The organism is Klebsiella sp. WP4-W18-ESBL-05 (genome assembly GCF_014169075.1).
Classification (GTDB): Bacteria; Pseudomonadota; Gammaproteobacteria; order Enterobacterales; family Enterobacteriaceae; genus Kluyvera; species Kluyvera ascorbata_B.
Genome location: NZ_AP022057.1, coordinates 4630212 through 4642422, shown reverse-complemented (window position 1 = coordinate 4642422; position 12211 = coordinate 4630212). Strand labels below are relative to the sequence as shown.

Sequence of the window (12211 nt, the reverse complement as noted above, 5' to 3'; positions counted from 1 at the left end):
TCCCTTAATCAAACTTCATGCGCGTGGCTTTCAGGTTCACGATAGCCAGTGCCCCTACCAGCAAGAAGATCAGCGTGGCAATCGCCGCCGCCAGGCCGAAGTCCTGACCGCCGCCGCCTTCGAAGGCGATACGGTAGGTGTAGCTCACGAGCAGGTCGGTATAGCCGGCCGGTGTGGTGGTGCCGAGTCTATCCGGACCGCCGTTGGTCAACAGCTGAATCAGCACGAAGTTGTTAAAGTTAAAGGCGAAGCTGGCAATCATCAGCGGCGTCAGCGGCTTAATCAGCATCGGGAACGTAATTTTAAAGAAGTTCTGGAACGGACCGGCGCCATCCATTGCCGAGGCTTCGTACAGGTCGTCCGGAATCGCTTTCAGCAGGCCCATGCACAGAATCATCATGTACGGGTAACCCAGCCAGGTGTTGACGATAACAATCATCGAGCGGGCGGTGGTCGGATCGCTGAACCAGGCCGGTTTGATACCGAACAGCGCGCTCAGCATCATGTTGATTTCACCAAAGCTCTGGTTGAACAGCCCTTTGAAAATCAGAATCGAGATAAAGGACGGCACGGCGTACGGCAGAATCAGCAGCACGCGGTAAATGGCTTTGCCCTTCAGCGCTTCCCATTGCACCAGACAGGCCAGCACCATGCCAACGGCCACGGTCAGAATAACGGTCAGCACCGAGAAGACGATGGTCCAGACGAAGATAGCGAAGAACGGCTTCTGGATGCCCTCGTCGGTAAAGACGCGGGTGAAGTTGTCCCAGCCGATGCTGACGGTGTAGCCCGGGCTCAGCTGTTCGCTGCCCCAGCTGCCGTCGGCGTTAACGCTCTGATAGAAACCAATATCGCTGTTAGGGCGATATTTGACGCCGCTCTGGTTGTTGGTCAGCAGGCCGTCGTCGGCCAGCGTATACAGCGGCTGGGTGCCAGAGAACTGGCGCAGTGAGCTCATGGTCACTTTGCTTTCATCCGGCAGTACCGCGGTGAGCTGATTCAGCGCCTGGCGGTTCTGGGTAACGACGCGCAGCGGCGCGTGCTCGCCGGTTGGCAGGGCGTCGGTTTCTTTTAACTGCAGCTTCTGCTCGCCGCCAATTTTAAAAGCGTCGGACAGATAATTTTTACCACTTTCGCCGTCGGTGAGGGCCAGCTGCCACTCATCGCCCGCCGGGAAGAGGGTGAAGTTATAGGTTTTGCCCGCCTGATAAGAACGGTCCATCAGTACCTGCTGGGCGCGCTCGAAGGTGAGCTGGTTGGTGCTGCTGTAGTTGGTAAAGGCGATGGCGATGGTACAAATCAGCGGGAACAGGACGAACAGCCCCATCCCGGCCATGCCAGGGTAAACGTAGCGCCAGGCGTAGGTTTTACGGTTGGCAAAAATATACAGGCCCGCTGAGCTTAAAATCAGCGTCATGATGGCGAACAGGTACTCCCCTTGTGCGTACATTAAAACTACAAGGTAACCCACCAGCAGGCCCAGCAGACCAATCACTGACCATTTCAGCGTGTCGCTTTGCCACCAATGATTCTTTTTAATGACATCCATGGGGATCTTCCTCTACAACGGTGAAACTTCCTGGCCGGAGAAGTGCCGGATGGCGGCATAAATGCCTTATCCGGCCTACAATCCTCCGTAGGCCTGATAAGCGAAGCGCCATCAGGCACATCGACAGCATTACTTGGTGATACGACCCTGCGCGTCTTTCAGCGCAGCATCGACGGTCTGACGACCGCTGGCGGCGTTGATAACGGCGGTACGAACGGCATACCAGAATGCAGACATCTGCGGGATGTTCGGCATGATTTCGCCTTTCTGGGCGTTATCCATAGTGGCCGCGATACGCGGGTCTTTGGCTAACTGATCCTGGAAGGATTTCAGCGCAACGGCGCCCAGCGGCTTGTCCTTGTTCACTTCTGCCAGGCCCTGGTCGGTCAGCAGGTAGTTTTCGAGGAACTCTTTCGCCAGCTCTTTGTTCGGGCTCGCGGCGTTGATACCGGCGCTCAGAACACCGACGAACGGTTTAGACGGCTTGCCTTTGAAGGTTGGCAGCAGCGTCACGCCGTAGTTGATTTTGCTCTTGTCGATGTTTGACCACGCCCACGGACCGTTGATGGTCATCGCGGTATCGCCTTTGTTGAAGGCGGCTTCAGCAATGGAGTAATCGGTATCGGCGTTCATGTGTTTGTTTTTGATCAGGTCAACCAGGAAGGTCAGGCCCGCTTTCGCGCCAGCGTTGTCCACGCCCACGTCTTTGACGTCGTACTTGCCGTTCTCAAATTTGAACGCGTAGCCACCGTCGGCGGCAATCAGCGGCCAGGTGAAGTACGGTTCTTGCAGGTTAAACATCAGCGCAGATTTACCTTTCGCCTTCAGCGCTTTATCCAGCGCAGGAATTTCTTCCCAGGTTTTCGGCGGGTTAGGCACGAGGTCTTTGTTGTAAATCAGGGAGAGCGCTTCTACCGCAATCGGGTAAGCAATCAGCTTGCCGTTGTAGCGTACGGCGTCCCAGGTGAACGGATAGAGTTTGTCCTGGAAGGCTTTGTCCGGGGTGACTTCCGCCAGCAGACCAGACTGCGCGTAGCCGCCAAAGCGGTCATGCGCCCAGAAGATGATATCCGGGCCGTCGCCGGTTGCGGCAACCTGTGGGAATTTTTCTTCCAGCTTATCCGGATGTTCTACGGTCACTTTAATGCCCGTATCTTTCTCGAATTTCTTACCTACCTCGGCCAGGCCGTTATAGCCCTTGTCGCCGTTGATCCAGATAACCAGCTTTCCCTCATCAATTTTTGCCAAAGCAGAGGCGGAAAACATCATCGTGGTCAATGCGGACAGCGCGAGGATGCGAGCGCCAGTTTTGATTTTCATATATCCCGTCCTTTCTAGGTGATGTACTCGTGGATACACAGAGGTGGTTTAACGTCGTTGAGTTTCCTTTTTTAGCAACCCCTTTCCATCCTCCTGACCTCTACGCCCCGAGGGTGATTAATGTGATCGCTGTAACATAAACCCCGGTTATGAGTCCCAGCGCACAAAAAAAAGCGCCGTTTTTTGTCGGCCCCGTCACGATTTTCGTTCGGAGGCTGCGCCGCCGGGGGCAGAGCGCGCCTTCTCATCCTCCCGTCTCCTCCCCCATAAAAAACAGGGGGGGTGGAGGATTCACCTCAATGATGTGTGTTGCATAGTCAGGTTCATCTTGAATGTGTCGTTTGGTGACAAGTTGTAACGAGGGAGAAGGGCATGGCGAACGTACAGCTACGCAATGTAACGAAAGCCTGGGGCGACGTGGTGGTATCAAAAGATATCAACCTCGATATCCAGGAAGGGGAGTTCGTGGTGTTTGTCGGGCCGTCCGGCTGCGGCAAATCGACGTTGCTGCGTATGATCGCGGGTCTCGAAACCATCACCAGCGGCGATCTGTTCATCGGTGAAACCCGCATGAACGATGTTCCGCCCGCCGAACGCGGCGTGGGGATGGTGTTCCAGTCTTATGCGCTGTACCCCCATTTATCCGTTGCCGAGAACATGTCTTTTGGCCTGAAGCTGGCCGGCGCTAAAAAAGAAGTGATCAACCAGCGCGTTAATCAGGTTTCTGAAGTTCTGCAATTAGCCCATCTGTTGGAACGTAAACCGAAGGCCCTGTCCGGCGGTCAGCGTCAGCGTGTCGCTATCGGCCGTACGCTGGTGGCCGAGCCGCGCGTGTTCCTGCTGGATGAACCCCTTTCTAACCTGGACGCCGCGCTGCGCGTACAGATGCGTATTGAAATCTCCCGTCTGCATAAACGTCTGGGCCGCACGATGATTTACGTGACCCACGATCAGGTCGAAGCCATGACCCTGGCCGACAAAATCGTGGTGCTGGACGCGGGTCGCGTTGCACAGGTCGGTAAACCGCTTGAGCTGTATCACTATCCGGCCGATCGCTTTGTCGCGGGCTTTATTGGTTCGCCGAAGATGAACTTCCTGCCGGTCAAAGTCACCGCCACCGCCATCGAACAGGTCCAGGTTGAGCTGCCAAACCATCAGCAAATCTGGCTGCCGGTTGAGAGTAACAACGTGCAGGTTGGCGCCAACATGTCGCTGGGCATTCGCCCGGAGCACCTGATGCCGAGCCACATCGCCGATGTGACGCTGGAAGGCGTGGTGCATGTTGTCGAGCAGCTGGGCAACGAAACGCAAATTCATATCCAGATCCCCGCCATTCGTCAGAACCTGGTTTACCGCCAGAACGACGTGGTGTTGGTAGAAGAGGGTGCCACATTCGCCATTGGCTTGCCGCCAGAGCGCTGTCATCTGTTCCGTGAGGATGGCACCGCATGTCGTCGGCTGCATAAAGAGCCCGGCGTTTAAAGGCCCCATAAAAAGCAAACATCTAACCCCCACGTCGCTAGCGATAAGGCGATACGGGGTGAAATGTTAAAAAAGAAAAGCAATGATCTCAGGAGATAGAATGATGATTACTCTGCGCAAACTCCCCGTGGCGGTTGCCGTCGCAGCAGGCATTATGTCTGCTCAGGCAATGGCCGTAGATTTTCATGGCTACGCGCGTTCCGGCATCGGCTGGACGGGTAGCGGTGGCGAACAACAGTGTTTCCAGGCAACCGGTGCTCAAAGTAAATACCGTCTGGGTAACGAATGTGAAACCTATGCCGAATTGAAATTAGGCCAGGAAGTGTGGAAAGAAGGCGATAAGAGCTTCTACTTCGACACCAACGTGGCTTACTCCGTCGCACAGCAGAACGACTGGGAACCGACTGACCCAGCGTTCCGTGAAGCGAACGTCCAGGGTAAAAACCTGATCGACTGGCTGCCAGGCTCCACCATCTGGGCCGGTAAGCGTTTCTACCAGCGTCATGACGTTCACATGATCGACTTCTACTACTGGGATATCTCGGGTCCTGGTGCAGGTATCGAAAACGTCGATCTGGGCTTCGGTAAACTGTCTCTGGCAGCGACCCGTTCTCAGGAAGCCGGTGGTTCTTACATCTTCACCAGCAACGACACCTACAAGAACTATAAAGATACCGCCAACGACGTGTTTGACGTTCGTTTAGCCGGTCTGGAAACCAACCCGGACGGCGTGCTGGAGCTGGGCGTTGACTACGGTCGTGCGAACTACACCGACGGCTACAGCCTCGCTGACGGCGCGTCAAAAGACGGCTGGATGTTCACTGCAGAACACACTCAGAGCATGCTGAAAGGCTACAACAAGTTTGTTGTTCAGTACGCAACTGACTCGATGACCACTCAGGGTAAAGGCCAGTCTCAAGGCTCCTTCACCGGTAACGATTACAACAAAGATACCGAAATCGGTATTGTAAACAACAAGATCAATAACGATGGCGACATGTGGCGTATCCTCGACCACGGCGCAATCTCCCTGGGCGACAAAGTTGACCTGATGTACGTCGGTATGTACCAGAATATCGACCGTGACGACGGTAACGGCACCAAGTGGTGGACCGTCGGCGTTCGTCCAATGTACAAATGGACGCCAATCATGAGTACCCTGATGGAAGTGGGTTACGACAACGTGAAGTCTCAGCGTACCGGCGACACCAACAACCAGTACAAAATCACCCTGGCGCAACAGTGGCAGGCTGGCGACAGCATCTGGTCCCGTCCGGCCATCCGCGTGTTCGCAACCTACGCGAAGTGGGATGAGAAATGGGGTTATGACAACGGTATTGCTTACAAAGATACCAGCGCGAAAACCTACAGCCGTGGCGACAGCGATGAGTGGTCCTTCGGTGCTCAGATGGAAATCTGGTGGTAATTCAGCACTAACCTGACGTAACAACCGACGAGGGGCATAAGCCCCTCTGTTCCTTGAGGTTTAGCGCGCTATTGCCTGGCTACCGCTAGAACTCCGCATTCTGAGGTCATCATAATGAAAATGAAAAAAAGTCTCGTTGCTCTCTGCTTATCTGCTGGATTAATGGCGAGCGTCCCGGGCATCAGCCTCGCCGACGTCAACTATGTGCCACAAAACACCAGCGCCGCCCCGACGATTCCAACCTCTGCGCTTCAGCAGCTGACCTGGACGCCGGTCGACCAATCCAAAGTGCAGTCCACCCAGCTTGCGACCGGCGGTCAGAGCCTGAACGTTCCTGGTATCACCGGCAACGTGGCGGCCTACAGCGTCCCGGCTAACATCGGTGAACTGACGCTGACCCTGACCAGTGAAGTCAACAAGCAAACTAACGTATTTGCGCCAAACGTGCTGATTCTCGATCAGAACATGACGCCTTCTGCCTTCTTCCCTAGCAGCTACTTCACCTACCAGGCACCGGGCGTGATGAGCGCCGACCGTCTGGAAGGGGTGATGCGCCTGACGCCAGCGCTGGGCCAGCAGAAGCTGTATGTCCTGGTCTTTACGACCGAGAAAGATCTCCAGCAGACCACGACTCTGCTGGACCCGGCAAAAGCCTACGCGAAAGGCACCGGTAACGCCGTACCGGATATTCCGGACCCGGTAGCCAAACACATTACCGACGGCTTAGTGAAGCTGAAAGTGAAAACCAACAGCAGCTCCAGCGTGCTGGTTGGCCCGCTGTTCGGCTCTTCCGGCCCGGCGCCGGTCACCGTCGGCAACACGGCGGCACCGGCCTACAGCGCGCCAGCGGCAGCCCCAGTTGCAGCACCTGCGCCAGCGCCAGCGGCGAAGGCGGAACCGATGCTGGATGATACGGAAAGCTATTTCAACAACGGCATTAAACAGGCGGTAGCGAAAGGGGATATCGATAAAGCCCTCAAGCTGATGAATGAAGCCGAGCGCCTGGGCTCTAAATCTGCTCGTTCCACCTTTATCGGCGCTGTAAAAGGCAAGGGGTAAGTTCTCCCCGCAGCGCTGATGTTTAGGCGAAGCCTTTCGGTGTGCCCTTGTGGGCGCACCTTTTTTATCGCGCAACGCAAACTGTTGCACTGCTGTTGCGCTAATGATCGTATTTGACCATTCCTGCACCCCCTCACGCGACTTTCTGCGATACAATGGCGAAACGCTTTGTATTGGAGAGACAGGCATGTCGCACTCTGCACTGACGCAACTACGCGCGCTGCGCTATTTTGACGTCATTCCCCCGCTTGAACCCGCTCAGCGCGACTGGCTGATGCTGGAAGATTCCATGACCAAACGGTTTGAGCAGTTCGGGAAACCCGTCAGCGTCACGCTATTAAATGAAGAATTTGTCAGCCGCGACGCGCTGGCGGCTGAGCAGCATCTGCTGCCAGAAGAGGCTCGCTATTGGCTGCGGGAAATATTATTGTGCGTCGGCGGTGAACCGTGGCTTGCCGGGCGCACCGTGGTGCCAGAGTCGACCCTCTGCGGGCCGGAGCTGGCGCTGCAAAACCTGGGGCAAACGCCGCTGGGTCGCTACCTGTTTACGTCGTCAACGCTGACGCGAGATTTTATTGAGATAGGTCGTCATGATGCGCTGTGGGGGCGTCGTTCCCGCCTCCGCTTAAGCGGTAAACCGCTGCTGTTAACCGAGCTGTTTTTACCGGCATCGCCGCTGTACTGAGAGGAAAAAAAGAATGGAGTGGAGTCTGAAGCAGAATAAGCTGCTGGCCTACCATCGGCTGATGCGCACGGACAAACCGATCGGCGCGCTGCTGCTGCTGTGGCCGACGCTGTGGGCGCTGTGGGTCGCCTCGCCGGGTGTGCCGCCGCTGTGGATCCTGGCGGTCTTTGTGGCGGGCGTATGGCTGATGCGCGCCGCGGGCTGCGTAGTGAACGACTATGCGGATCGTAAATTTGACGGTCACGTCAAACGGACGGCAAATCGACCGTTGCCGAGCGGGGCGGTCACGGAGAAAGAGGCCCGTACGCTGTTTATCGTGCTGGTGGCGCTTTCCTTCCTGCTGGTGCTGACGCTCAACGCGATGACCATTTTACTGTCAATCGCGGCGCTGGCGCTGGCGTGGGTTTACCCGTTTATGAAACGTTATACCCATCTGCCGCAGGTGGTGCTGGGCGCGGCATTTGGCTGGTCAATTCCGATGGCCTTTGCGGCGGTGAGCGAGACGCTGCCGCTGAGCTGCTGGCTGATGCTGCTGGCGAATATTCTGTGGGCGGTGGCTTACGACACGCAGTACGCGATGGTAGACCGTGACGATGACGTGAAAATCGGTATCAAATCCACGGCGATTCTGTTCGGTGACAATGACCGGCTGATTATTGGCATTCTGCAAGCCTGTGTGCTGGTATTAATGGCCGCGATCGGCTGGTTGAACGGGCTACACTGGGCGTTCTATTGGTCAATTCTGATCGCCGGTGCGCTGTTTGTCTACCAACAGAAGCTGATTCGCCACCGCGAACGCGGCCCGTGCTTCCAGGCATTTATGAACAATAACTACGTGGGGCTGGTGCTGTTTATTGGCCTGGCGATGAGCTACTGGCAGTTTTAAATGCGGCCTGTAAACGCCTTATTCGGGCTACGCTGCCACTCGCGTGTGTAGGCCTGATAAGCGCAGCGCCATCAGGCGTGGCATTCGGTCACCACGCGATAAAAAAATCCCCGGCTTTCTGACCGGGGATTTTTGTTTTTACTGCGCCGCCTCTTCCTGCGTTACGCTCTCAATCGTCAAGCGCACGTCCGAGGTAATCAGGCCCGCCATCATCTGGTAAACCTTCATCGTCTCTTCCGGCTCGGCGTCACCGCTGTCGCTGATATAACCCTCATCGCGGAGCGTCAGCACCAGCGAGGAGAACACCGCTTTATCAAAGAACTCCGGCGAGTTGATGCCGTGCAGCACCGACAAACGCTGTGCCAGCGTACGGCTCTCTTTCTCCAGCGTGCTGCGGTTCATCGACGGGTTGCCGCTCAGCAGCCAGAAGGTGATCGCATAGCGCTGCAGCGTTTCGCGTGCGCCAGCGGCCAGCAGTTGCAGCGTGCGGGAGTGCGAAGCGTTAATCCGCAGGTTGCCGTTCTGCTCGGTAATCAGCTCCTGACGGACCATTTCGGCAATCAGGGTGTCCATCACCGACGGCAGCGCCTCGCGATCCCAGCGCAGGAACAGCTCGGCTTTGAGCATCGGGTACAGCGTACCAATGATGCTCAGCACCTGCTCGCGAGAGATCTCACGATGCTGGGTCATGATGGCCGCCAGCAGCGACGGCATGATCAGCATGTGCGCGATGTTGTTGCGGTAATAGGTCATCAGCACCGCCTGCTCGCGCGGCAGAATAATGATGTCGCCGATAGTGTCTTTCTCGACTTCGAACTTATTCATCTGCAGAGCATGGTCGATAAGCTCGCTGGCGGTGGCTTTCGGCGCGGTGGCATCCGGTGAATACGGCGCATTGCGCATCAGTGCCAGGTAGCATTCTACCTGCTGCGTCAGCTGCTCGCGGGTGAGCGAACGCTGGCGCGAGGCCAGCAGCGCGGTGCAGCACAGGTTCATCGCGTTCGCCGCACCGGCGTTGTTAATACGCACCATCAGCTCGCCTGCCAGCTTGTTGACGGTCGGCGTCAGCCATGCCGGACGCACGGCTTCGATTGGGTCGATAGACTCGCGCCATTCCGGCACGTGGTGGTTCAGGTAGGTCATCAGCGGCATCGGTTCGCCGAAGTTGACATAGCCCTGGCCGAGGTTGCGCAGCTTGCTCAGCCCGCGCAGCATCTGCGGCAGGCTCTCTTTTTCTTTCGTCGCGCCGCGCAGCTCTTTGGCGTAGGTACCCACTTCCATCACGTGCTCGTAGCCGATGTAAATCGGCACCAGGGTGATAGGTCGGGAACCGCCGCGCAGCATCGCCTGAATGGTCATCGACAGGGTGCCGGTTTTCGGGTCCAGCAGACGGCCGGTACGCGAGCGCCCGCCTTCCACGAAGTACTCGACGGAATAGCCGCGGCTGAACAGCTCGCCAAGGTATTCACGGAACACGGTGGAGTAAAGCTTGTTACCCTTAAAGGTACGGCGAATAAAGAACGCGCCCAGACGACGGAAAATCGGACCGGCTGGCCAGAAGTTCAGGTTGATACCGGCGGCAATATGCGGCGGCACCAGGCCCTGATGATAGAGCACGTAAGAGAGCAGCAGGTAGTCCATGTGGCTACGGTGGCAGGGCACATAGACAATTTCATGGCCGTCGTGCGCCAGCTGGCGTACGCGCTCGGCGTTATGGACGTTAATGCCCTGGTATAGACGGTTCCAGGTGAAGCTGAGGATACGGTCAGTCAGGCGAATCATCTCGTAGGAGAAGTTGGCCGCAATTTCTTCCATTAGCGCAATCGCATTCTGCTGTGCTTTTTCATGGGAGATTTTTTTGCTGCGCGCTTCATCTTCGACCGCTTTCGCAATGGCTTTCGAAGCCAGCAGCTTTTTGAACAGGTCGTGACGTGCCGGCAGGCGCGGGCCAACCGCAGCCAGGCGCTGACGGGCAAAGTGCATGCGGGCAACGCGTGCTAGCTTCTGGGCGATGATTTTATCGGTGCCGTGTTCGTCGGCCATGCGGCGCAGCGACACAGACGGCGAGAAGCGCACGAAGCTATCGCGACCAAGCCAGGAGACGGCGAAGAATTTCTGGAAGCCGTTGAGCATACGCAGCGGCGGATTTTCCTCGCCTTTTTCGCGGCCCGGAGAGCGCCCGAACATCACGGAAACCGGCACCATTTGCACATCCAGGTCCGGATTGCTGCGGTGCAGATCGAGATAGTCGTGGAACAGCTTGATCGACTCTTCCTTTGGCGTGTAGTAAGTGAACACGCGCGGGCCGCCGTGAATAAACACGTAGCGCGGCAGCAGAGTGCCGTCGATTTCCAACGGTTCAAGCGGATCGGGTAAATCATGCGCCAGGCACTGGGCGCGCAGCGTCAGCAAGTCGGCCTTAGAGTTATAAGGCAGGACGTACATAATCGGGCGCGACGTATCGAGCCCCAGTTCCTGGGCAGGTTCTGCCGGAATAGACTTGCTTTTTACCAGTACGCTTAATGGTAAATTCAGTAATTTGTAGTAAATTCGTGGCCAGCCGGACATAAACGATGTAAAGCCTCTGGTTAATCATGCAAATGCGCGGCAAGAATATCAGAAAGTCAGCAGAATTTCTGTTCTACCGCTGCATAACTCGCATTGTCATTGACGTAATAACAAAAAAGGTTCTTGAGATGGCCAATAATACCACCGGGCTCACCCGAATCATCAAAGCAGCGGGCTATTCCTGGAAAGGATTTCGCGCGGCGTGGATCAACGAAGCCGCATTCCGCCAGGAGGGCGTCGCGTCGGTGCTGGCGATTATCATCGCCTGCTGGTTGGATGTCGATGCGATTACCCGCGTGCTGCTTATCGGTTCCGTCCTGTTGGTGATGATAGTGGAAATTCTCAATAGTGCGCTGGAAGCCGTAGTCGATCGCATTGGCTCGGAGTATCACGAACTGTCCGGACGGGCAAAAGACATGGGGTCGGCGGCGGTGCTGCTGGCGATTTTTGTCGCGCTGATCACCTGGGGCATGCTGCTGTGGGCGCATTTCCACTAAAGCTGTGAAAACTGCCTGATTTCGTGCGTTTTATGGTTTCAAAATAGACACTAGCTGTATATACTCACAGCATAACTGTATATACACCCAGGGGGCGGAATGAAAGCGTTAACGACCAGGCAGCAAGAGGTGTTTGATCTCATCCGGGATCATATCAGCCAGACGGGCATGCCGCCGACGCGTGCGGAAATTGCTCAGCGCTTGGGGTTCCGTTCCCCGAACGCGGCTGAAGAGCACCTGAAAGCGCTGGCGCGTAAAGGTGTCATTGAGATTGTATCCGGCGCTTCTCGCGGTATCCGCCTGCTGGTGGAAGAAGAAGAGGGCCTGCCGCTGGTGGGCCGCGTCGCGGCGGGTGAGCCGTTGCTGGCGCAGCAGCATATCGAAGGTCATTATCAGGTCGATCCCTCGCTGTTTAAACCCAGCGCCGACTTCCTGCTTCGCGTCAGCGGCATGTCGATGAAAGACATCGGTATTATGGACGGCGACCTCCTTGCCGTGCATAAAACGCAGGACGTGCGTAACGGCCAGGTTGTGGTCGCGCGCATTGATGAAGAAGTGACGGTGAAACGCCTGAAAAAACAGGGTAACGTCGTCGAACTGCTGCCGGAAAACAGCGAATTTAAACCTATCGTGGTCGATCTGCGCCAGCAGAATTTCTCGATCGAAGGACTGGCCGTTGGCGTTATTCGCAACGGCGAATGGCTGTAACACCCGCTTTCTCATGACGGCGATACGCCCC

10 protein-coding genes and 1 pseudogene are annotated in these 12211 nt (G+C 56.4%); 7 read left to right on the top strand and 4 right to left on the bottom strand.

Annotation, left to right across the window (positions count from 1 at the left end):
• Positions 1 to 4 precede the first annotated feature (4 nt).
• The 3 genes and pseudogenes from malF to malE all read right to left on the bottom strand — a co-directional run bounded on the left by malF (position 5) and on the right by malE (position 2869).
• A complete protein-coding gene (gene malF / locus H7R58_RS22140; RefSeq protein WP_106928600.1) occupies positions 5 to 1549 on the bottom strand; it encodes a maltose ABC transporter permease MalF in 1545 nt (514 codons plus the stop codon).
• A pseudogene (locus H7R58_RS25675) lies at positions 1504 to 1668 on the bottom strand (hypothetical protein); the annotation flags it as partial. The gene malF and the pseudogene H7R58_RS25675, both read right to left, overlap by 46 nt.
• A 10-nt stretch (positions 1669 to 1678) precedes the next feature.
• A complete protein-coding gene (gene malE / locus H7R58_RS22135; RefSeq protein ID WP_106928598.1) occupies positions 1679 to 2869 on the bottom strand; it encodes a maltose/maltodextrin ABC transporter substrate-binding protein MalE in 1191 nt (396 codons plus the stop codon).
• 372 nt (positions 2870 to 3241) lie between these two features.
• Between malE and malK the strand changes: the two genes are divergently transcribed.
• The 5 genes from malK (at position 3242) to ubiA (ending at position 8407) form a co-directional block, all read left to right on the top strand.
• Complete coding sequence (gene malK, locus H7R58_RS22130; protein WP_106928597.1) at positions 3242 to 4351, top strand: maltose/maltodextrin ABC transporter ATP-binding protein MalK; 1110 nt, start codon at positions 3242 to 3244, stop codon at positions 4349 to 4351.
• A gap of 100 nt (positions 4352 to 4451) precedes the next feature.
• Entirely contained in the window at positions 4452 to 5777 is a 1326-nt protein-coding gene (locus tag H7R58_RS22125) for a maltoporin (RefSeq protein ID WP_182929646.1), read from the top strand.
• A gap of 114 nt (positions 5778 to 5891) precedes the next feature.
• Positions 5892 to 6836 carry a maltose operon protein MalM gene (malM, locus tag H7R58_RS22120; RefSeq protein ID WP_182929645.1) on the top strand — a complete coding sequence of 315 codons (945 nt, stop codon included), beginning with the start codon at positions 5892 to 5894 and terminating at the stop codon, positions 6834 to 6836.
• A 187-nt stretch (positions 6837 to 7023) separates the two neighbouring features.
• Positions 7024 to 7521: a chorismate lyase gene (gene ubiC, locus H7R58_RS22115; RefSeq protein WP_182929644.1), complete on the top strand. Its 498-nt coding sequence runs from the start codon at positions 7024 to 7026 to the stop codon at positions 7519 to 7521.
• Positions 7522 to 7534: 13 nt separating this feature from the next.
• Positions 7535 to 8407 (top strand): 4-hydroxybenzoate octaprenyltransferase, encoded by an 873-nt coding sequence (ubiA, locus tag H7R58_RS22110; RefSeq protein ID WP_182929643.1) that lies wholly within the window; start codon positions 7535 to 7537, stop codon positions 8405 to 8407.
• A 138-nt stretch (positions 8408 to 8545) separates the two neighbouring features.
• Here the strand turns inward: ubiA and plsB are convergent, their stop codons facing one another.
• Positions 8546 to 10975, bottom strand: coding sequence for a glycerol-3-phosphate 1-O-acyltransferase PlsB (plsB, locus tag H7R58_RS22105; RefSeq protein WP_106928587.1), 2430 nt, complete (start codon positions 10973 to 10975; stop codon positions 8546 to 8548).
• Positions 10976 to 11103: 128 nt separating this feature from the next.
• Between plsB and H7R58_RS22100 the strand changes: the two genes are divergently transcribed.
• Together H7R58_RS22100 and lexA are read left to right on the top strand one after the other, a co-directional pair.
• Positions 11104 to 11472, top strand: coding sequence for a diacylglycerol kinase (locus tag H7R58_RS22100; protein ID WP_106928585.1), 369 nt, complete (start codon positions 11104 to 11106; stop codon positions 11470 to 11472).
• Between the two features lie 99 nt (positions 11473 to 11571).
• Positions 11572 to 12180 (top strand): transcriptional repressor LexA, encoded by a 609-nt coding sequence (lexA, locus tag H7R58_RS22095; protein WP_064546646.1) that lies wholly within the window; start codon positions 11572 to 11574, stop codon positions 12178 to 12180.
• Positions 12181 to 12211 lie beyond the last annotated feature (31 nt).